At 63.9% G+C, this 21,194-nt stretch carries 17 protein-coding genes and 1 pseudogene; 8 read left to right on the forward strand and 10 right to left on the reverse strand.

Annotated features, from left to right (window positions below; translation table 11 throughout):
• Positions 1-62 precede the first annotated feature (62 nt).
• From prfB to ACX80I_RS02445, 3 genes are all read right to left on the reverse strand, one after another.
• Positions 63-1,178, reverse strand: a complete 1,116-nt coding sequence (gene prfB / locus ACX80I_RS02435; RefSeq protein ID WP_459343571.1) for a peptide chain release factor 2 — start codon at positions 1,176-1,178, stop codon at positions 63-65.
• The gene (locus ACX80I_RS02440; protein WP_459343902.1) at positions 1,165-1,635 is read right to left on the reverse strand and encodes a pilus assembly protein TadG-related protein; all 471 of its coding nucleotides are present in this window, start codon (positions 1,633-1,635) and stop codon (positions 1,165-1,167) included. The genes prfB and ACX80I_RS02440 overlap by 14 nt, the downstream gene beginning before the upstream one ends.
• Positions 1,636-1,718: 83 nt before the next feature.
• On the reverse strand, positions 1,719-1,931 hold the full coding sequence (locus tag ACX80I_RS02445) for a hypothetical protein (RefSeq protein WP_459343572.1): 213 nt from the start codon (positions 1,929-1,931) through the stop codon (positions 1,719-1,721).
• A gap of 865 nt (positions 1,932-2,796) precedes the next feature.
• Here ACX80I_RS02445 and ACX80I_RS02450 point away from each other — a divergent pair.
• Entirely contained in the window at positions 2,797-5,196 is a 2,400-nt protein-coding gene (locus tag ACX80I_RS02450; protein WP_459343573.1) for a P-loop NTPase, read from the forward strand.
• 757 nt (positions 5,197-5,953) lie between these two features.
• Here the strand turns inward: ACX80I_RS02450 and ACX80I_RS02455 are convergent.
• The 7 genes and pseudogenes from ACX80I_RS02455 to ACX80I_RS02485 all read right to left on the reverse strand — a co-directional run.
• Positions 5,954-6,715, reverse strand: coding sequence for a hypothetical protein (locus ACX80I_RS02455; protein ID WP_459343574.1), 762 nt, complete (start codon positions 6,713-6,715; stop codon positions 5,954-5,956).
• A gap of 64 nt (positions 6,716-6,779) precedes the next feature.
• Entirely contained in the window at positions 6,780-7,205 is a 426-nt protein-coding gene (locus tag ACX80I_RS02460) for a very short patch repair endonuclease (protein ID WP_459343575.1), read from the reverse strand.
• 35 nt (positions 7,206-7,240) lie between these two features.
• Positions 7,241-8,419: a hypothetical protein gene (locus ACX80I_RS02465; RefSeq protein WP_459343576.1), complete on the reverse strand. Its 1,179-nt coding sequence runs from the start codon at positions 8,417-8,419 to the stop codon at positions 7,241-7,243.
• 3 nt (positions 8,420-8,422) lie between these two features.
• Complete coding sequence (locus ACX80I_RS02470) at positions 8,423-9,475, reverse strand: DNA cytosine methyltransferase (protein WP_459343577.1); 1,053 nt, start codon at positions 9,473-9,475, stop codon at positions 8,423-8,425.
• 119 nt (positions 9,476-9,594) lie between these two features.
• Positions 9,595-9,798 (reverse strand): hypothetical protein, encoded by a 204-nt coding sequence (locus tag ACX80I_RS02475; RefSeq protein ID WP_459343578.1) that lies wholly within the window; start codon positions 9,796-9,798, stop codon positions 9,595-9,597.
• A gap of 261 nt (positions 9,799-10,059) precedes the next feature.
• The gene (locus ACX80I_RS02480; RefSeq protein WP_459343579.1) at positions 10,060-10,401 is read right to left on the reverse strand and encodes a phage major capsid family protein; all 342 of its coding nucleotides are present in this window, start codon (positions 10,399-10,401) and stop codon (positions 10,060-10,062) included.
• 32 nt (positions 10,402-10,433) lie between these two features.
• Positions 10,434-10,655, reverse strand: a pseudogene (locus tag ACX80I_RS02485) (CpaF family protein); the annotation flags it as partial.
• Between the two features lie 537 nt (positions 10,656-11,192).
• Between ACX80I_RS02485 and ACX80I_RS02490 the strand changes: the two are divergent.
• The 7 genes from ACX80I_RS02490 (at position 11,193) to ACX80I_RS02520 (ending at position 21,183) form a co-directional block, all read left to right on the forward strand.
• On the forward strand, positions 11,193-13,919 hold the full coding sequence (locus ACX80I_RS02490; protein ID WP_459343580.1) for a hypothetical protein: 2,727 nt from the start codon (positions 11,193-11,195) through the stop codon (positions 13,917-13,919).
• Positions 13,920-14,234: 315 nt separating this feature from the next.
• Entirely contained in the window at positions 14,235-16,586 is a 2,352-nt protein-coding gene (locus tag ACX80I_RS02495) for a GH25 family lysozyme (protein WP_459343581.1), read from the forward strand.
• A 74-nt stretch (positions 16,587-16,660) separates the two neighbouring features.
• Positions 16,661-17,977 carry a polysaccharide biosynthesis protein gene (locus ACX80I_RS02500; RefSeq protein ID WP_459343582.1) on the forward strand — a complete coding sequence of 439 codons (1,317 nt, stop codon included), beginning with the start codon at positions 16,661-16,663 and terminating at the stop codon, positions 17,975-17,977.
• Positions 17,974-18,966 carry a glycosyltransferase family 2 protein gene (locus ACX80I_RS02505; protein ID WP_459343583.1) on the forward strand — a complete coding sequence of 331 codons (993 nt, stop codon included), beginning with the start codon at positions 17,974-17,976 and terminating at the stop codon, positions 18,964-18,966. Before ACX80I_RS02500 ends, ACX80I_RS02505 begins: the two co-directional genes overlap by 4 nt.
• A gap of 58 nt (positions 18,967-19,024) precedes the next feature.
• Positions 19,025-19,762, forward strand: a complete 738-nt coding sequence (locus ACX80I_RS02510; RefSeq protein WP_459343584.1) for a glycosyltransferase family 2 protein — start codon at positions 19,025-19,027, stop codon at positions 19,760-19,762.
• Between the two features lie 3 nt (positions 19,763-19,765).
• Complete coding sequence (locus ACX80I_RS02515; protein WP_459343585.1) at positions 19,766-20,239, forward strand: DUF2304 domain-containing protein; 474 nt, start codon at positions 19,766-19,768, stop codon at positions 20,237-20,239.
• A 56-nt stretch (positions 20,240-20,295) separates the two neighbouring features.
• Positions 20,296-21,183: a glycosyltransferase family 2 protein gene (locus tag ACX80I_RS02520; protein WP_459343586.1), complete on the forward strand. Its 888-nt coding sequence runs from the start codon at positions 20,296-20,298 to the stop codon at positions 21,181-21,183.
• Positions 21,184-21,194 lie beyond the last annotated feature (11 nt).

The following is a 21,194-nucleotide window of genomic DNA, read 5'->3' on the forward strand; positions in this document are numbered from 1 at the left end:
TGTGTCGCGCGCAAGAGCCCGATCCCTCCGACAGGTGGTGGAGCGCCGGAATCGGGTAGCGGCTAGGCGGCGTCGTTGCGGTTGTTGGTGCGCCAGCGGATGCCGGCATCGATGAAGTCGTCGATCTCGCCGTCGAAGACCGCCGAGGTGTTGCCCACCTCGTGGTTGGTGCGGAGGTCCTTGACCATCTGGTATGGGTTGAGGACGTAGGAGCGCATCTGGTCGCCCCAGGACGCCTTCACGTCGCCGGCGAACGCCTTCTTCTCCGCGTCCTCCTGTTCCTTCTTGAGGAGCAGGAGGCGGGACTGGAGCACGCGCATCGCCGCGGCGCGGTTCTGGATCTGCGACTTCTCGTTCTGCATCGACACCACGAGTCCCGTGGGGAGGTGTGTCAGGCGGACGGCGGAGTCGGTGGTGTTGACCGACTGCCCGCCGGGGCCGGAGGAGCGGAAGACGTCGACGCGGATCTCGTTGTCCGGGACCTCGATGACGTCCGTCTGCTCGATGAGCGGGATGACCTCGACGGCGGCGAAGGACGTCTGCCGGCGGCCCTGGTTGTCGAAGGGGCTGATGCGGACGAGGCGGTGCGTCCCGGCCTCGACCGACAGGGTGCCGAAGGCGTACGGCGCCTTGACCTCGAACGTCGCGGACTTCAGGCCCGCCTCCTCCGCGTAGGAGGTGTCGAGGACCTGCGTGGGGTAGCCGTGGCGTTCGGCCCAGCGGAGGTACATGCGCAGGAGCATCTCGGCGAAGTCGGCGGCGTCCACTCCTCCGGCTCCCGAGCGGATCGTGACCACAGCTTCCCGCTCGTCCCACTCCCCGGCCAGCAGGGTGACGATCTCCAGGTCGTCGAGGGACCTGCTCAGCGAGACGAGTTCCTTCTCGGCCTCTGCGAGGGAGTCCTCGTCGCCTTCGTCCTGCGCGAGCTCCACGAGGACCTCGAGGTCGTCGATGCGGCCCTGAAGGGTCTCGAGTCGCTCGAGGGCCGACTGCCGGTAGGACAGCTTGGAGGTCACCTTCTGTGCGGCAGTGGGATCGTCCCAGAGGTCGGGCGCCCCGGCTTCCTCGCTCAGTTCCTCGATGTCCTTGCGGATTCCCTCGACATCGGAGACCTGCTCGATGGAGGTGTACTTGGCGCGCAGGGCGCGGATCTCTGCGGGAAAATCAGTGGTTGCCATGGTGCTTCCAGCCTACGTCATCGGCAGCGGGCGGCATCGGGCGGCACCGGGCCCGATCGGGTGGCAGCGGGCGCGTCAGCGGGTCAGTTCCGCGCGCGTCGGCCTGCGCGACGATCGGGATCCCGGCGGGCACGAGGAAATTGACGATCGGCGGACGCACGACGGCGGTGAGGACGACCCGGGCGGTGCGTCCGTCGGGCGCACCCGTGGCAGGGTCGATGACCAGCTGCTCGAAACGGGCATCGGCACCGGTTGCCGCCAGGTAGCCGGCGGTCGACTCCGCGACCCCGGAGTCCCGCAGCACGGGCAGCGGCACCGTCGAGCCGGCCCCGCCGGCCCCGGCCGGAATGCTGTAGTTGTCGGCGGCCGCGAGGGCAGCACCGTCGGCTGCCGACAACAGCTTCTTGTGCTGTATATAGACGGCCGAGACGGCGAGCACGACGGTGACGACGAGCAGTTAGATGAGGAGGTACCCGATGACCAGGACCCCGACCTGCCCGTCCTCTGCCCTGTCGTTCCGCTGGGCCCGGAGTCGCGACATCAGCCGAACCGTTCGACGATCTGGGTCGAGGTTGCATCCACTGTCGCGGCGGAGGCGTGGGATCCGGCGATCCCGGGGACCAGTGGCAGGGGTACCTCGAGGCGCACGACGACGGTCACGGTCGAGCCCGGCGCCAGGCATTCCCCGCTGCAGGCGATGTCCACGGCCGCCTGGTCCTCGCCGAACCCGAGATCGGAGAGGGCTACGCGCACCGCCTTCCGCGGGGTTAAAGAATCATCAGGTTGCGTGAGCGCGAAGAAATACATGCCCCTCAACTCTTCCAAGTTACAGAGCTCGATGTGTTCCAGGAGGAAGAAAAATGATCCCCCGCTTGCTCAGGGCAGGATGTGAAGCAGCTTCCTCGGTTGGGGATGACCAATACCAAGACTTGCCCCGCGTGGTGGAAGTTACGGACGAGGTCTTTGATCGTGCCGCGCTAAATCGCCTACCCAGCGCCCTTCCTTGACAACCCCCGCTACGAGACCTGGTGCGACCTCCGCATAGCCGTCTGGGTAGTCCTTCTGAAACTCTCCGGACGGAGATTTGACAAGCCTTCAACTAGAGTATCGATCGGCCCGTTCTTACAAGCGCGTGCATGATACGGCTCTGGCAGAAAGGGGATGACGCCGATCGAGACAACCTCCAATTCACAGGTTGCGGGCCCTCTCCTCCACCACCACTTGTGATAGATAAAGGAAGCAACGGACGTTCTATAGAAGCCCGAGCCCGGAGCGTCCATAGCAGTTGAAGCACGCCACGGGCTGGTGAACCAACGTGCGACGCAAGCAGGGTTTATAGGCGCTACGGGTAGGCAGACCCTAGCCGCACGAGCTTCTGCATCGTAGAGTGCACACCATGCCACGCAAGAAGATTGCAGCGTAACCAATAATTTTAGGTGCAGAACGCGAAGCGGTTAATGAGGAGTAGTTTGTGAGCTTTTTGGATCAAGTTCCAGCGGCACAGCGCCCAGCAGTTGAAGAACTCCTAAGAACTGGGAGATACCAGCTACTTCTAGGAGCCGGCGCGAGCCGGGATTCAAGTAGCGCGGGCGGACCAGCCCTCCCTCTCGCTCCGGACATGACCAAGGAACTCAATAGTCTTTCTTCATCGGTTCAAACCCGTCTCCCCTCCGCCTTCGACGTAGCGGTCAATCGGGACCCGGTCGAGTTGGACAAGTATCTCAAGAACCGCTTTGATCAATGTGAGCCCGCTAGATGGTGGAGAACGGCCCTGGACTGCGCCTGGAAACGAATCTGGTCGCTGAACATTGACGATGTCGTTGAGCAAGCCCTTGAGGAGCATCCCGAATGGAATGCGCACCGTAGTAAGTCATACACCTGGCACAACCCTTTGCAGGAGTTTGACGGTCTCCAGATCGTGCATTTGCACGGCTGGTCACGTGTCGACAAAAGCCACAAAATGATCTTCAGTATATCGCAGTATGCAGAGGCCACCAAGAAAGAACATGGCTGGCATCGTAGATTTTTTGACGAGTGGGGACAAAGTCCTTTTGTCACAATTGGCGCTGGGTTGTTTCAGGAGTTCGACCTAACAGAAGCACTCCAGACTCGACCAGCCTCTCCCAACGTTTATTCTCTTTATGTATCCAAAACTATAGACCCCGAGACTCGCGAGCTTCTCGAATTCGCCAATCTGATACCGATAGAATCGACGGCCGAGGATTTCTTCGCCGACGTGGAGGAGTTCACGCGCGAAGCCCGGAAAAGTTTGCGCTTTCACTGGTATCAGCAGGGAGCGCCGACCGAGATCGCTGCAGCGATGGCGGAGCAATTTGAGCTCTTGGGCATTGAAGGAAGTTTCCTGAACAAGGATCATGATCGAGATTTTTATGCAGGCGATGACCCTGAATGGGTCGACATAGTCCAAGACAAGGCTGCGCACCTTTCTTGGTATAAGACCCTGACGAACCTGGTTCGGAGCAGTATCGACGCGAATTCGCAGATTGCTACCTTCCTGTACTCTAAGAAGCTCGGCGGCCGCACCGTCGCGTTGCTTCAGGTATCGAAGCTGCTGGCGGATCAAGGATATGACGTTTTTTGGTTCAGATCTTCTCACCGCCCCGATGTGAAAATAATATCGGACTTCCTAGCCACTCGAACTCGTGCACTGCTCGTCTTTGATGGAATCGCTGATTTCGCGGACGATGTCTCCGAGCTTATGCAATCCTGCAAACGCAGAAACGTTGGTTGCGTAATTCTTGCAGCCGATCTAAGTTTTAAGAGAAAGGCAGTGCAGAATCAGTTCGACATGACGCTCGGGAGAGAGTTTCGAGTACCTCAGTCTAAGAATGATTCTTGGATGCTCACGCGCAGTGACGCCGAGGCGGTCGTGACTAAAATCATGGATGTTGGACGTTTCGGAGTTATCCGCAACCTCGAACCTGACCAGCGGGTAGGGTTATTTGCCAAACGCGAGATTTTCGATGGACTTAGCCAAGCAGAATATGGTGCCGGGTTTCGTCAGAGAGTTTATGGTGTGCTCCAGAAGGTTCCGAACGGATCAGTGCGGGGCCTAGTCGGACTCATTGCGACACTGAGTTCTCAAAATCGGGGCTTTCCCCTCAGCTATGCGTCTGCAGCTGGAGTCGATTCCCGAACTTTGAATCGAGAACTCACTGATGGATCGTTGGGTTCCGTATTGCAAGTACGCGGCACCTTCCTTCGAACTAGATTCCGCGCATTGACGCCACGCGACTTGTACCCATCCCACGAGCAAGATGAATTTCTGAATACCTGGATCGAGTTCCTCGCCTCCATATCGGTCTATGGAGGCAGGAATTCGCGCCAGCAACGGACGGAGGCCTACCTCGTAATAAAAACTCTGATGCGGAACCGTACAGTCCGGAGTGCTCTCGGAAAGGGACATCTTACCGAGTTCTACGAGCGCCTCAAGCCTTACTACTCTGACGACGCTAGATTTTGGGAACAGCGTGCGAGGGCGCAGGTTACCGTGGGCAACTATATGCAAGCCATGTCCTATGCGGCTAAGGCTGCTGAGTTGGCACCGAAGGATAGTTGGCGACTGACCACATACGGCGACATCTGCTTGATCAGGGCTTACCAAGATTTCCCGATAGGGTCAGGGGATTTCTGGGATCTATATGAAGCAGGGCACGAGGGCTTGAGAGACGCGCTCAACCTCTCGCAAACTAACGCGCTGCCAGCAATTCTCGGGCTCAAGCGTTCAATGGACGCCTACCTTCGATACCTGAGGTCTGATCGTCCAAATGGTACTACCGTGCTGGACGATCTAGAAAAGGATATCGTGCTGCAGATCCGAGACGCATATAGTCTCGGTCGTATCGGCCAAACAATACATGCCGAGGAAGTTCGTTTGCTGGAGCAGGAGTTCCTACGCTGGGTAGCTGCGAAGGATGCCCCCGAGCACTGGGGGGATCCCTCATTCCTAAACAGCCGGCTACTTGAAGCTGATGACGAGGAAGGCGCAACTCTCTAGATTGTGCTGTAGAAGAGGACCTGAGTTGGCTGCCAACTTTGGAATAGAGCCAGCTCGGTGCGGAAGCGACTCGCTTCAGTAACCAGCACGTCCTACGCGCTACCGTTCCCGGGCGGTGCTTGAGCGGGACGTAGTCGCGGGCGTTGCGGGTTCGACTGCATAAGTTAGTTGTCTTGCCCAGCAGAATCGTGTTCCGCATTTCGCCCTAAGAGCGCCGTCGGCGTCGCTCCGTGTATCGGTGGGCAAACTCCGCGTTCCTTTCGCTGGGACGCGTGCCATACACCAGCATCGGCGACCAACTCGCTCGGATGGAACCGGTCGACACCGTGTGTCAGCGAGGTGTTGAGCCCCAGCTGCTCAATCAGCCCGACGGCCAGACATGCTCAGTATTGGTTGAAGGAGGTCTTGGAGAACTGAGCACCTGGCGGCGGGGTACTAGAGCTTGGCCCTTCGAGTTCATGCCCCGAGCACCACCGTTGTCGCCGGGCGGTTCACGATCGGTGCACGAGAACGCGCGGCCGAGTCTGGTTGTGGCTTCAAGCAGCGGGACATCAATCCAAAGTGTCTACGAGTACGCTGTCGGCCTCACCAACTCACGTTGCGAGGCGCAGGCGCGCGTTGTGTGGGCTGAATACTTGTACTCTCGACACTATGGGTGTGTAGCCTTGCAGGACGACGAGGTTGAGGCGCCCCTTTTTGACATCACTTAAACCTCCAACGGGGAAAATTTGCGACAAGCCTTGCTTTGGCCCTCGTGTTAGGACTCCTGCTCGGCTTCATGCTGCTCCTGGGCTTTGGCCTTGACCTGCTGCTCCTCTTCATACTCAGCGATCAGGGCAGACTGTTCCTCCCTGTACTCGTCATAGTCATCAAGTTTCGAAGCGAGTTTTTCGTAGTTCTCGGGTCGGGCATCCTCGGGTTTCTGGTCATCGTTCAGGGCGACGAGGCGTAGCAACCATTGATGAACCACCCGCAGCCTGCTGTGCTCCGGCAACACCATGAAGTCCAAAGCGGCATGGCTGTCTTGCATGAGGCGCGACATGAACTCCAGTTCGCTTCTAAGTGACTCAGCTTGGATCATTGTTGCCGCTTCACTGAACCGGATCCGCATCAGGAACTTGTCGCGGGCTGTCGCATAATTCCCTTCATCGGCCATGTGATAGTTCAAAGCCTGCAGGTTGCCCACCACCGCGAGACAGTCGCGCAGGCTGCGCTGGTCGCCACGCCGTTGTTCCTCGCGTCGTAGCTCTGCGCGGTCATCTACCCTTTCATCAATTAGGATGTGCCGTTCCAGCCGCCAGAGCCAGGCCGCACCTCCGAATGCGACAGCGCTGCCAACGAAGCTTCCAATGAGGCCCGACCAGAAGGCTTGGTGCTCGTCGGCTAATGAAGGGAGAGCGAGAAACCCAAAGTAAATCACTACTCCCGACAGTACGAGGCTTAGGACCGCCGCGATCCATAATTGTCTTGGTGTCTTGGGTTTGTTGTGCTTCAGTTTCTCTTTGTTCAGTTTATTCACCGTCTAAGTCTGACAGTTCGTGACTACTCGCTTCGCCAACGCGCCACTGGAGGGAATGCGTCGTTCAAGGCCGCTGCTTTGCCCGCTGAACGGCTTGCTGAATCTCCTTGACTGCGTACGAGGGATCCTCATGACTCCAGAACCGGAGCACAGACCAACCTGCAGCGGTCAAGCGAGCGGTTGTGTCCATGTCGCGGCTCCTGTTGGCCTCCACTTTGGCTGACCAGTAGGCGGCGTTTGCTTTGGGAGCAGTGTGATGCTCTGGACATCCATGCCAGAAGCATCCGTCTATGAACACCGCAATTTTTAGGCGTGAAAACACCACGTCAGCAGTGCGGCGTAGGTCAGGAATGGGCCGGTAGTTCACCCGGTATCGCATGCCTTGGGCATGGACGAGTCGCCGGACTGCCAGTTCCGGCTTGGTGTCCCGCGATCTGTTGCCCTGCATGGCTTTCCTGACTGCGGGGCTGGTTGCCCAAGAGTCGTCCATCCAGCCAATCTAAGTCGACGGGGGCCGGATAGCCATTAGGTCTCGCGGTGCCCAGGAGGGATGACTTCCGGGTCCTGGTACCTAACCACGTCGTCGCTAACAGGCTCCGCGCTGCGTACGATGTCCGATTCCAGGTCATTTTGTAGTAACCAACTGCGGAAAAATTGTTTCGCCTCTGGTGACCTTTGGATGCGGCCCAGGTAGTAATCGATACCGCGCAACGCTTCTTGCTGCTTGGGCAAATCCCAGACCGCGACTGTTCGTGCCAGGTCTTCCACGGTGAGGACAGTAACATTGCGCGTCTCGACCAGCTCTCTGGCCGTCGGAGCTATCGATCTGCAGATCACGACAGCCGTGGCGTTTGGCGCAGTAGCGATGTCCTCCAAGAAAGCACCGAGTTGGGTGTCCACGTTTGACTCGTCGAGATCAAGATCCTTGACCTCCGCCGCAAGTTCCGGCTCGCTCCCGCGAAAGCCATCAACATCGCCTAGCATTCCAGTACGAGATGATCCAGTATTCACCTTGTGGGATTCCAGAATAAGGTTCGGAGAATCCGCCAGCAGGTAACCGTAAGCTATTGCTTGAAGTAGGGATCCACCTGGAACCTTTCCGCCGACTGCGGTGGGCATCTCGCTGAGTACAAATTCAAAGGGACGAATTACGCGGCTCTTTACGGAAGCGATCGTCATCTCCGGTAGGGCAATTACACCCTCGTTCCAGACGAATTCAGCAAACCCCCGCCGCTGCCCCGGGCTCATCTGATAGATGAGAGCGATCAGGTCTTGATAGGCCCGCCACGACTGCGTGGCGTGGCCCGGGTTACTCGGGTGACTCCTCAGCATCCTGTTATGGATAACTGCGAGGGCTTTGTTGTAAAGAGGGCGAAGCTTCACGGACTGGCCATCGCCCCAAGTGAAGTTGAGAGTGTTCACCGTCTTAGTCTCGGAATCCTCCTCCGGCGGGTAGGCGGCGAAAACGTCGCTGACGCTTGCTTCCCCCACCGCTCTGAGCAGGTTTTCCGCTTGTGCCGTCAGGGCTAGCGCTAGCGCGGGCCAGTGGTTTTGTTTTTGGGGTCGCCGCACTTGCAGCCAGTGCTTGGCGGCCTCGAATAGCTCGCCTTGAAGTACTTCTCGTTCTACAAACGCGTCAGGGAAACCCAGAAGAGAGCAGAAGGTTGCAAGCGGCTGGTCGCCGCCACGGGGTGAGACCGACATGCCCTAGAACCACCGAAGGGGGTTTTGAAGCGCCGTGCCCAGGCTTGCTGCCAACCGGGGCGGCACAGCGTTGGCGACCTGCTGTCGCTGGCTGACAATCCCACCGAGGAACTGGAAGCGGTCAGGGAACGACTGCAACCTGGCACCCTCACGTGTGGTCAGACCGCGGTGCTGCGTGGGATGAATGCACCTAGTGCCCGACGGCTTGCCGAGGTTTTGGGTCACTGCCACGGCAGGCCTCCACGAAGCGAGCCGACTGTACGAGTTGTGGAAACCCCCCTTCGGCTGGAGCGCCTCCGGGATGGAAGTCCGGTTACCGCCGTCTGGGATGTGGGCAATCGCGTCGACGAGTCGGTCCGGGTGATTGCTTACGAGGTGCCCTTGCAGCTTCTCGCTGTCAATCCGCATTTCCTTTTGGTACACGGTCCTGGGGGCCATCTTGTACTCGTCGGTTGACTGGCCGGCAAGGAGCGGCGGCAGATCGTCGATGGCATCCGCGACCGTCACAAAAGTTTCAATGTCATGGGTAACACGCGGCCCTTGGAAGAGACCGTTATCGAGATGTCCGACGAAGACGACACGGCGCCGGAGCTGCGGGACGCCGTGTTCAGCGGCGGTGAGCACCATGAAATTAACGCGGTAGCCCAGTTCGCCGAAGGCCTCGGAAACTTCCTGCTGGAAGCTCATATCCTTGAGCCCGAGTACGTTCTCAATCACGAAGCCCTTTGGACGCAAGCCCTTCACGATCCTCAAAAACTCCAGGAACAGAACGTTGCGAGGATCAGTCCGGTCGCGCTTTCCGACCGTGCTGTACCCCTGGCAGGGCGGCCCGCCGACCACCCAGTCCGGCTTTTCCGGCAACAATCGTCCGAGCTGGGAGATGGTCAGATCGCCGATATCGCTTTGAACGACATCGTGCTCAGGCATGTTGTGCCGATAGGTCGTGACTGCGTCAGACCAGTAATCGGTTGCCAGGAGGCACTTCATCCCAGCTTCTTCGAGGCCCCAGGATAATCCACCGGCGCCCGCGAAGAGGTCCATAAACGTTTCAGTCACGCTGATCAGCTTATTCGAGAGCCGCGACGTTCCTTGCCAAGCGAGCTCCGGGTGTCGCTCCATGACCTACAGAACTCCTGAACACCGCGGGCTGGTGAGACCAGAGGGCATGTCCAAAATCACTTCCCTGGCCGGGAAGCGAGGACCAGAACTTCGTGGCCAAAGAAGCGATCAGTCGCGCCCTGCGCGGTGAGGCCGGCGATGCGGAGTCTCTTCGTGGAGAGGATCTTCAGGCCGACGCGGATTTCGGCGCGGAAGTCGGCTTCGTTCCGGCGGAACAGATCGCGCGGCTCCAGCGCACCACTTGACCCGATCTCGGTCATATAGGGTTCCATTCGACCCGCTGGGATTTCCGGTACAGCAGGGACACCGCAGACAGGTCACCGACGATGGTCTTCCCGGCGGACATACCAGCTGTCGGGGTGACGGGATGTTCCAAAGGCGGCACTCAACCGAGTTCTGGGGCGCCAGCGGCAGCAGGCATACTCCGTTCATGGTGGTCGGCGTTCCGATGGACTCCCGGTCCAGCTCCCCGATGGCCCGGCGGAGGGTCAGGGGACTGTTCGTGGTAAACCGGGTCTGCACTACCGGGTCGTGTTCCGGATGCCGAACACCGTCGAGCCGTCCTCGGTAGTGCCGCCATTGAGGATGAGGTCCGCGATGACCTCGTCAACCCCATAGGACAGCTCTTGGCTCAGGAACTGCTCCAGCGCCGAGTAGTCCTTCAGCCACTGAAGCTTGATCGGCTCGGACAGGTGCGCTATGGCCGCGATCTGCCAGGTCGCTGGTTCCAGGCCGTACTGCGAGATCGGCTTCAGCTCACCAGGCACCACCGGAGCGGCGTTATTCAAGCGCTGGGTCTGCCGCAGGTAGGTCCCGGCGGCGGAATTAACCTCGCGGCGGTTAACGGCCTTGAAGGAAGCCATGGATGCGAGCGCGGTGGTAGATGACGGCATTAGGGCTGCAGGACCCCGAATCCGGCGACGGCGTCGTAGATCTGCCGACGCGCCACGTCGATCCTTCCCAGTGGCGGAAGGACGCCCCGGAGGGACCGCTCCTCGTAGTCGGCGATCGCGTCGTTCACGAGGAGCTGCACTTCGGAGATCTGCAGGGAGGGGTCCAGGCCGCGCCTGCGGATGAGTTCGCGTACCTCGCCCTCGACCAGGCGCACAGCATCCATGGATACCTCCGCATCCGCACGCCGACGCTGGCGTGACGGCCGAAGCCTGATGGCTCCCGCCGCTCCACACCCTACTGAACGCCGACCGGCGCGACTAGACGCCGGAGGCGATGTGCATAAGTACGCGCCCCGCAGGAACGTGCCGCGTATCACGGTCCAGACGCATCAACACGCCGTGCGGAATGCCGGGGCAGCCGCAGGTTTTACCTAAGATTCCGCTTTCACATCCGAAACGTGAGTCCCATTCGTAACAGATATGTAGTCTTCTCGAGATTCACTCAGCTGGCTGACGCCCGGATTCTGCTGGAGAAACCCGTGACCTTGCCCTCCCCCGCTCGGCTTCTGTGCGCCGCTCTACTGTCCTTCGGTCTCCTGGGCAGCGCGGTTCCTGCAGTCGCCAACGACGCCGTGCCGGCGCCGACCCCCACGACGGCCGCTCCGGCCGTCCCCTCGACTGCCCCGGCTCCGGCCACCGCTCCGAGTGCCTCCCCTGCTCCGAGTGCCTCCCCTGCTCCGGTTGCGACCTCCGCTCCGGTTGTGACTCCGGCTCCTGCCGCGCCGGCTCCGGCCGCCACGAAGCCCACCGCACAGCCGACCGAGGGCGCAGCCGCGACCGTCGACCAGACGCCGGCACAGGACAAGGTCACGTCCTTCGTTCCGGACCTCAACTGGAACCCCCTCGACGACCCGGACTCGAACGCCCGCTACGGCGAACACTTCGCGAAACCCGTCACCCCGCTGAAGACCGCATCGCCCCTGAACATCGACGGCAGTACCGGGACCGCGGCCATCGGTCCGCGCTCGGGAGACTTCAAGGTCACCCTCGTGACCGTGCAGCTCGCGGGAAAGACGAAGGCCGACACCGACGCGATCAACATGACCGCGGCGCGCAACTCGATCACGAAAACAAGCGCGTACTGGAACTCCGCTTCTGCCGGTCGCCTGTCCGTGACCAAGGTGAACGAGTTCCGTCACGTCTCCGCCGCACGGATCACCGACTCCTACGGCACGATCATGGCGACCGTGACGAAGGAACTGAACTGGCAGTACCGGCCGTACGAGGCCCTCGTGATCTTCGTCCCGCACGCGGACCTCAACTACAACGGATCCTGGGGCATCCTCGGCGGTGGCTTCACGGACAGCGACACCAGCGGCCGCATCATCATGCCGTACCCCTCGGCACTCACCAACAACGTCGTGACGCACGAGTTCGGCCACGTCCTCGGGCTACACCACGCGAACTCGCTCGCCTGCACCAACGGACGCTTCGACGTCCCGCGCGCCGGTGGATCCTGGACCGACCCGTCCTGCTGGTCCGCCGAATACGGCGACACCTCGGACCTCATGGGATATGCCCAGGTGAGCTCGCCCCGCATCAACGCCTTCCTCTGGGAGTACGGCGGCTTCGGAACGGCCGGCGACATCCAGAACCTCGGGAAGCTGACCGACTCCCGCCAGGTGACCCTCCGTCCCTGGGCAGGAACAGCCAGCAACCGTGCGGCGAAGTTCACGGACCCCGTGACCGGCGAAATCTACTACCTCGAACTGCGGACCCCTGTGGGCGACGACACGCAGACAGCCGTCAACGGCAACCGCGGAGTCAAGATCACCAAGCAGGACATCCTCGGCTGGTCCGGCAATGCCTCCATCGTGCTCACGCCCAACAGCGGCATCTCGGGATGGGGCAACACGTCGCTTGCCTGGCAGGCGGGCCAGACCTTCACCGCGCACTCCGGCACGAAGATCCGCATCGACTACGTCAACAACACGGACGCCCGCGTCACGATCGAACCCGTCCAGTCGGTGGCGGGTGTGGCGGGGCCGTTGGTGACGGCTTCTGCTGCGCGGACCCCGGCGATCGGCAACCCGATCTCGTCCCTGGTCTGCGGGATCAGCGAGGGCGGCTGCTACCAGAACTACCAGTACGGACAGGTGCACTGGACCAAGGCCACCGGAGCCCATGCCACCCAGGGAGCGGTCAACAGCGCCTGGGGCAGGTCCGGGTGGGAGAAGGGAACCCTCGGCTATCCGGTCACCGACCTGACCTGCGGTCTCAAGGACGGCGGATGCGTGCAGTCCTTCCAGAAGGGCAACATCTACTGGACCCCGGCCATCGGAGCGGTGCTGACCCTCGGAGCGATCGACGGCACCTGGAGTTCCCTCGGCCGTGAGAACAGCAAACTCGGCTACCCCACCGGCAACGAGGCCTGCGGCCTCATCAACGGCGGCTGCTACCAGAACTTCCAGGGCGGCCAGATCCACTGGAGCGCAGCATCGGGCGCCGCGGCGACCTGGGGCGCGTTCGGCCGGGCCTGGGGCGCCACCGGCTGGGAGAAGGGCTCCCTGGGCTACCCCACCGGCAACGAGGTCTGCGGCCTCATCAACGGCGGCTGCTACCAGAACTTCCAGGGCGGCAAGATGCACCGGTCCTCGACCACCGGCGCCTACATCACCAGGGGCGCCATCAGCACCGTGTGGGCCGCCAGCGGCTGGGAACAGGGCAGGCTCGGCTACCCCACCAGCAACCCCATCTGCGGACTCGTCAACGACGGCTGCCTCCAGACCTTCCAGAAGGGCAACATCTACACCTCGCCGGCCTCGGGAACAGCCATCACCGCCGGCGCGATCGACAGCACCTGGAGCGCACTGAGCCGCGAAAAGGGCAAACTCGGCTACCCCACCACGAACGAGGTCTGCGGACTCACCAACGGCGGCTGCTACCAGAACTTCCAGGGCGGCCAGATCCACTGGTCCCCCACCACCGGGGCGAACCCCACCTACGGCACCATCGGAGCCGCCTGGCGCGCCACCGGCTGGGAAACCGGAACCCTGGGCTACCCCACCAGCGGCGAGATCTGCGCACTCACCAACGGCGGCTGCTACCAAAACTTCCAGAAGGGCCAGATCCACTGGTCCCCCACCACCGGCGCCTACGCCACCCGCGGCGTGATCAACACCGCCTGGGGCAGGACCCGCTGGGAAGCCGGAACCCTCGGCTACCCCACCAGCAACCAGGCCTGCGGGCTCGTCAACGGCGGCTGCTACCAGAACTTCCAGGGCGGCCAGATCCACTGGTCCCCCACCACCGGAGCCCACCCCACCAGCGGCGCCATCGGAGCCGCCTGGCGCGCCACCGGCTGGGAAAAAGGCACCCTCGGCTACCCCACCACCAACGAAACCTGCACCACCACCAGGACCTGCACCCAGAAATTCCAGAAAGGCCAACTCACCTGGACCCCCACCCGCGGCGTCACCCGCTCCTAACCCCCACCCAGGCGTTCAACCGCGTTGACAATGAGGACTTCCGACATGCATCCGTTTTCCCTGACAGCCAAGCTGGCGACTGCGGCCTTTCTCGGGGCCCTGACGCTCTCGCCGTTGCCGGCGGTCGCCTCGGAGCCGACTCTTCCGTCTCCGCTCACCCAGCCCGGCCCGACGGCCGATCCGTCAGCGTCTTCTGCCGAGGCGCAGACCGATGGCGGGGAAGCGGGAACGGCTGACAACGCACCTACCGCTGACCCCGTTCCGGCGGCAGAGCCGGCACCGTCCACGTCATCGGAAGCGGTGAAGCCGGAAACAGTGACGCCGGAAACAGAGACGACGGCACCGGCGACTGCCGATGCCGTCCTGCCCAAGGACGGTGCGGCGGCCGTCGCATCCCCCTCGGCGGCCGACGCACTCCGCGGTCGGGGCAATGCGCACATGGGCCAGGGGCTGGAGCGGATCTCGGCGACGGGCAACGCGCAGGTCGCAGCGCCCCTGCTGTCGCAGCAGTCATCGACGGACCAGTCCGGTGGCCTGGCGGCCACGTGGCGTCCGGCGGGCATCCAGGGGATGGATGTCAGCAGTCACCAGGGCGACGTCGACTGGGCCACTGCCCGGGCCCAGGGATCGGTGTTCGCCTATGTGAAGGCGACGGAAGGCACCGGGTACGTCAACCCGTTCTACTCCGATCAGTACGACGGAGCGGCAGCCGCGGGGATGATCCGCGGGGCATACCACTTCGCCATCCCGACGACGGGATCCTCCGGAGCCGAGCAGGCCACCTACTTTGTGCGTAACGGCGGAGGCTGGTCGGCAGACGGACGGACGCTTCCCCCGCTCCTGGACATCGAATACAACCCGTACCCTTCGCTCGGCAATTCCTGCTACAACATGTCAGCGGCGCAGATGGTCGCGTGGCTTCGGGACTTCTCCTCGACGGTGCGCGCCCTGACGGGCCGTGTACCCATGATCTACACGACGACGGACTGGTGGGCCACGTGCACCGGAAATTCGGGAGCGTTCGCGGATCACCCCCTGCACATCGCCGCTTACGGGCAGACATCGGCCGGCCCGCTGCCCAACGGGTGGTCGTCCTATGCGGTGTGGCAGTACAGCAGCACCGGCCCCTTCGTCGGTGACTCCAACGTCTGGCGCGGAACGGCAGCCGAGCTGTCCGCCTTCGCCGTCAACTCGCAGGTCCAGTCGGTGGCGGGTGTGGCGGGGCCGTTGGTGACGGCTTCTGCTGCGCGGACCCCGGCGATCGGCAACCCGATCTCGTCCCTGGTCTGCGGGATCAGCGAGGGCGGCTGCTACCAGAACTACCAGTACGGACAGGTGCACTGGACCAAGGCCACCGGAGCCCATGCCACCCAGGGAGCGGTCAACAGCGCCTGGGGCAGGTCCGGGTGGGAGAAGGGAACCCTCGGCTATCCGGTCACCGACCTGACCTGCGGTCTCAAGGACGGCGGATGCGTGCAGTCCTTCCAGAAGGGCAACATCTACTGGACCCCGGCCATCGGAGCGGTGCTGACCCTCGGAGCGATCGACGGCACCTGGAGTTCCCTCGGCCGTGAGAACAGCAAACTCGGCTACCCCACCGGCAACGAGGCCTGCGGCCTCATCAACGGCGGCTGCTACCAGAACTTCCAGGGCGGCCAGATCCACTGGAGCGCAGCATCGGGCGCCGCGGCGACCTGGGGCGCGTTCGGCCGGGCCTGGGGCGCCACCGGCTGGGAGAAGGGCTCCCTGGGCTACCCCACCGGCAACGAGGTCTGCGGCCTCATCAACGGCGGCTGCTACCAGAACTTCCAGGGCGGCAAGATGCACCGGTCCTCGACCACCGGCGCCTACATCACCAGGGGCGCCATCAGCACCGTGTGGGCCGCCAGCGGCTGGGAACAGGGCAGGCTCGGCTACCCCACCAGCAACCCCATCTGCGGACTCGTCAACGACGGCTGCCTCCAGACCTTCCAGAAGGGCAACATCTACACCTCGCCGGCCTCGGGAACAGCCATCACCGCCGGCGCGATCGACAGCACCTGGAGCGCACTGAGCCGCGAAAAGGGCAAACTCGGCTACCCCACCACGAACGAGGTCTGCGGACTCACCAACGGCGGCTGCTACCAGAACTTCCAGGGCGGCCAGATCCACTGGTCCCCCACCACCGGGGCGAACCCCACCTACGGCACCATCGGAGCCGCCTGGCGCGCCACCGGCTGGGAAACCGGAACCCTGGGCTACCCCACCAGCGGCGAGATCTGCGCACTCACCAACGGCGGCTGCTACCAAAACTTCCAGAAGGGCCAGATCCACTGGTCCCCCACCACCGGCGCCTACGCCACCCGCGGCGTGATCAACACCGCCTGGGGCAGGACCCGCTGGGAAGCCGGAACCCTCGGCTACCCCACCAGCAACCAGGCCTGCGGGCTCGTCAACGGCGGCTGCTACCAGAACTTCCAGGGCGGCCAGATCCACTGGTCCCCCACCACCGGAGCCCACCCCACCAGCGGCGCCATCGGAGCCGCCTGGCGCGCCACCGGCTGGGAAAAAGGCACCCTCGGCTACCCCACCACCAACGAAACCTGCACCACCACCAGGACCTGCACCCAGAAATTCCAGAAAGGCCAACTCACCTGGACCCCCACCCGCGGCGTCACCCGCTCCTAACCCCCACCCAGGCGCAGTCCCGGGCATCCATCAGATTGTGCCCGGGGCTGACCGCATCGCTATGATCGGGGCTTATGTCCCGAAGTGATCCGCCCGAGTCCGCGGCTGAACCCGCGCAGGAGGAGGGCGGGCGAACCCGGGGCAAAGGACTGCCGGCGGTAGGCGGAGCGTCGGTCATCGCCGCGGGTGCGAGCTACCTGATCCTCTTCCTCGCGGCGCGTGCCCTCAGCCCCGAAGAGAATGCCCAGTTCCTCACCTTCTGGGCCGTCCTGTTCCTCATCCTCGGCATCATCGCGGGCATCATCAATGAGTTCACCCGTGCCGTCCGGACGGCAGCGACAGACACCGGGCGGTCAGCACACGGTGCGGCCGTCTTCCCCCTCGGATTGCTGATCGGATGTGGCGGAGCAGTGGTGATCACTGCGTCCTCACCGCTCTGGGCGCCGTCGATCCTGCCCGACGACACGATCCTGCTGGTGGCCGTCCTCGCGGTGACCTCTATCGCCTATGCCGGCCACTGTTCCCTGGCGGGGGCGGCCGGAGGGTCGCAGCGGTGGTCGCTGTTCGCGGGACTCGCCGCCTCCGAAGCGTTGCTGCGCCTGCTCCTCGTGGTCGTCGTCGTGCTCACCGTGTCCACGCGGGTGGGGCTGGAAGCCGCCAGTGCCGCCGGTGCGCTGACCTGGCTGCTGATCCTCCTGTTCGCACGGTCGTCACGGTCGGCGGTCCGCGCCCGGGCAGACGTGGGTACGGCGGCCCTCCTCGCCAACACCGGGCACGCCATGGTGTCGGCCGCGGCCACGGCCGCGCTCGTCACCGGGTTCCCCATCCTGCTGCGCCTGACGACACCCCTCGAGCAGTACGCCGGCGCGGCGCCCCTCATCCTCGCGATCTCCCTCACCCGCGCGCCGATCATGATCCCCCTCCAGGCCTTCCAGTCGGTGCTCATCTCGCGCTTCGTCGGCGTGACGGGCACAGCTCTCGTCCGGGCCATCGCCCTTCCCGCCGCGGCACTGCTGGTGCTCGGCGGCGTCGGCGCGATCGCGGCCGGCCTGCTCGGGCCCTGGATCATGCTGGTCTTCGGACCCGCCTACGTCGTCGCACCCCTGACCATGGCAGCCCTGACCTTCGCCGGGTGCCTGATGGCGGTGCTGACCGTGACGGGAACCGCGTGCCTGGCGCGAGGCGCGCACACCGCCTACTCGGTGGGCTGGCTGACGGCGACCGCGTCCACCTTCCTCCTGCTCCTGCTGCCCGGCTCCCTGGAGTCGCGGGCGATCCTCAGCCTGGTGCTGGGCCCCGTCGTAGGAGCCCTCGTCCACCTCACGGCGCTCCTGACCTCCAGCGGGCGTCGGGCAGCCGAGACCTCAGCGGAAGAAGGTATCGGACGATGACAGCCGGACCCCTCGTCAGCGTGATCGTGCCCGTCTACAACAGTGCCGCGACGATCGACCGCGCGCTTGCCAGCGTGATCGCCCAGGGCTACGAGAACTGGGAACTGCTGGTCGTCGACGATGCCTCGACCGACGACTCCGCCCGGCGTGCCCGGGCCATCGCGGCGAGCGTGCCGGACAGGGCCGTGCGCATCATCGATTCTCCGGAGAACCGCGGCAGCTCCGCTGCCAGGAACACCGGCCTCGACGCTGCGGCCGGCGAGTTCGTCGCCTTCCTCGACGCTGACGACGAGTTGCTACCCGACTACCTCGAAGCGCTGACGAGCGCCTGCGACGCGGAGACCGACATCGTGGTGTGCGGTCACGTCGTCTCCGTGGAGGGTTACGAGGAGCGCCCGCGATCGAGCCGCGACGCCGGACGGATGGATGGTCACACGGCACTTCGCTCGGCGCTGGCGGATCGCATCACGCCGTTCCCCTGGGACAAGCTGTACCGCCGGAGCCTGTTCGACGGCCTTCGCTACCCGGAAGGCCTCAAGCGGTTCGAGGACATGGTGGTGAACCTCGCCCTCTACCCCAGGGCCCGGCACGTCGTCGTTCTGCAGCGCCCCCTGTACCGCTACCGGATCTCCGCAGGCTCCCTCACCTGGGGCCGGGTCCCGTCCCGGGAGGACGTAGGGCAGGCCCTCTCGTACCTCGATCTCCATCTCGACGCCGACTTCCGTCACGGCCGGTTCCGGGCGCCGTACCAGGCGACCCTGACGCTCCTGACACTCCTCACGGCACAGAGCGCCGCGACGTCCGGCTCTCCGGCGACGGGAGGACCCGACCTCCGGCAGTACGGCACGGACCTGACGCTCGGGCGCCTCGCCGGCTGCGCCCGGGCGCGTCCCGACCTCGCCGCGGCGGGGGCACTCCTCAAGGTGGCGCCCGCGCTGTTCGGGGCGGTGTACCGGCGCTACGCGCGGCGTTCCTACGGCGCGGAGTAGACGGAGCGCACACCCGGCCAGCCGGGTACGCCCGTCCCAGTGGGGTAGATTAGAGGTCATGCCCAAAGCGCCCTACTCCCGCGCCCTCGTCATCATGCCCGCGTGGAACGAGGCTCAGACCGTAGGCAACACGGTCCGTGAAACGCTCGCCATGGAGCAGCATTACGACGTGCTCGTCGTCGACGACGGGTCCTCCGACGGGACCGCGGCCGAGGCGGAGGCCGCCGGCGCCACCGTCCTGCGGCTGCCCTTCAACCTGGGTGTCGGCGGAGCCATGCGCGCCGGCTTCAAGTACGCAGCCCGCACCGGTTACGACGCCGTCGTCCAGGTGGACGCCGACGGCCAGCACGACCCCCGGGATATCGAGCGGGTACTCCGCGGGCTGGAGAACGCCGACATCTCCATCGGTGCGCGCTTCGCCGAACGCGGCGAATACCGGGTCTCCGGGCCCCGCAAATGGGCCATGCAGTTCCTCGCGGCGGTCATCTCGGCCCTGGCCAGGACGCGCCTGACGGACGTGACCAGCGGCTTCCGGGCGGCCAACGCCCGGGCGATCGCCCAGTATCTCGACCACTACCCGGCCGAGTACCTCGGCGACACCATCGATTCGCTGGTCGTCGCCATCAAGTCGGGCTGCCGGGTGGTCCAGGTCCCCGTGGAGATGCGCGTCCGCCAGGGCGGCACTCCGAGCCACAATCCGACCAAGGCGGCCATCTACCTCGGCCGCTCCGTCTTCGCCCTGCTGTTCGCCCTGACACGCAGGAAATCCGGCCCAGTTCACCTCGTGGGAGCCTGACTCTTGGAAACCATCGCCGCCTTCGTGCTGGCCATCATCATCGTCGCGGTCGTCCTCGACCTCCTGCGGCGGAAGAAGATCCGGGAGAAGTACGCCGCCCTGTGGCTGATCGTGGGCGCAGCGACCGTGGTGCTCGGCGCCTTCCCCCAGCTGCTGGCCATCGCCGCGGAAACCGTGGGCGTCGAGATCCCGTCGAACCTGCTGTTCGCCCTCGGAATCCTCTTCGTGCTCGGCGTGCTGCTGCACCTCTCCGTCGAGATCTCCTCGGTCGAGGACGAGACACGGGCCCTCGCCGAGGAAGTCGCCATCCTGCGGGCCCAGCTCGAGGCCCTTGCCCCTCAGCGCGCCCTCCCGTCCGACAAGGGAGCCACCGGGATCCTCCCGGCACCGGCAAAGAACCACGTCCCGGACCACGGATCCTCAGGAGGGAAGGGCGCGTCCGTCGCGCATCCTCCGCAGAAGCAAAAACACCCCTGACATCACGATGACCGGCGGAACCCTCCGCCCACCCACCACGGAAGGCCTGCCTACCCATGCCACTGGACATCTTCATCCCCTACTGGGGAGATCCCGGCTATCTCAAGGAGACCGTCCGGAGTGTCCTGGCGCAGGACTCCGGCGACTGGCGGCTGACCGTCGTCGACGACGCCTATCCCGACCTCACGGTGAAGGAATACTTCGACGGGATCGATGACGAGCGGATCACCTACATCCGCAAGGAGCAGAACGAGGGCATCACCGCGAACTACCGGACCTGCGTCTCGCTGGCGACGCAGGATCTGATGACGATCCTCGGCTGCGACGACGTCCTCCTGCCGAACTACGTCGACACGATCCTCGCCGCTCACCGGCGGTTCCCCGAAGCGGCGATCATCCAGCCGGGAGTCCAGATCATCGATGAGTCGGGCGCCGTCGTGACGACCCTCGCCGACACGGCCAAGCAGAAGCTGGTCCGCCCGCGCGGTACCGGACTCCAGCTCGTCTCGGGCGAGGCCATCGCGACGAACCTGATGCACGGCGACTGGCTGTACTGGCCCTCCCTCGCTTTCCGCACCGCCAAGATCCGCGAGGTCGACTTCCGCGAGGGCTTCCCCATCATCCAGGACCTCGCCCTGGTGATGGACATGGTCTACAAGGGGGACCAGCTGCTCATCGAGCCCACGGTCTGCTTCTCCTACCGGCGCCACTCCGCCAGCGCATCGTCCTCCAAGCTCGTCGACGGCTCCCGGTTCGCCGGGGAACGCGAGTACTTCAGCCTCGCTGCACGTCAGGCGAAGGAACTCGACTGGAGGCGCGCCGAACGCGCGGCCCGGCTCCGCCTCACCTCCCGGGCCCACGCTGCGACCCTGCTGCCCGGCGCCCTCCTCAGCCGCAACCGCACCGCAGCGAAGGCGCTCGCGCGCCACATTTTCGGCCACTAACGGCCCCTTCA

The sequence above is a fragment of the Arthrobacter rhamnosi genome (genome assembly GCF_054510855.1).

What these genes read in the sequence shown, in the direction of transcription:
- prfB (WP_459343571.1), bottom strand. Translation starts at nt 1,178, where the DNA reads ATGGCAACCACTGATTTTCCCGCAGAGATCCGCGCCCTGCGCGCCAAG.
- ACX80I_RS02450 (WP_459343573.1), top strand. Translation starts at nt 2,797, where the DNA reads ATGACCAAGGAACTCAATAGTCTTTCTTCATCGGTTCAAACCCGTCTC.
- ACX80I_RS02460 (WP_459343575.1), bottom strand. Translation starts at nt 7,205, where the DNA reads ATGGACGACTCTTGGGCAACCAGCCCCGCAGTCAGGAAAGCCATGCAG.
- ACX80I_RS02465 (WP_459343576.1), bottom strand. Translation starts at nt 8,419, where the DNA reads ATGTCGGTCTCACCCCGTGGCGGCGACCAGCCGCTTGCAACCTTCTGC.
- ACX80I_RS02475 (WP_459343578.1), bottom strand. Translation starts at nt 9,798, where the DNA reads ATGACCGAGATCGGGTCAAGTGGTGCGCTGGAGCCGCGCGATCTGTTC.
- ACX80I_RS02480 (WP_459343579.1), bottom strand. Translation starts at nt 10,401, where the DNA reads ATGGCTTCCTTCAAGGCCGTTAACCGCCGCGAGGTTAATTCCGCCGCC.
- ACX80I_RS02500 (WP_459343582.1), top strand. Translation starts at nt 16,661, where the DNA reads ATGTCCCGAAGTGATCCGCCCGAGTCCGCGGCTGAACCCGCGCAGGAG.
- ACX80I_RS02505 (WP_459343583.1), top strand. Translation starts at nt 17,974, where the DNA reads ATGACAGCCGGACCCCTCGTCAGCGTGATCGTGCCCGTCTACAACAGT.
- ACX80I_RS02510 (WP_459343584.1), top strand. Translation starts at nt 19,025, where the DNA reads ATGCCCAAAGCGCCCTACTCCCGCGCCCTCGTCATCATGCCCGCGTGG.
- ACX80I_RS02520 (WP_459343586.1), top strand. Translation starts at nt 20,296, where the DNA reads ATGCCACTGGACATCTTCATCCCCTACTGGGGAGATCCCGGCTATCTC.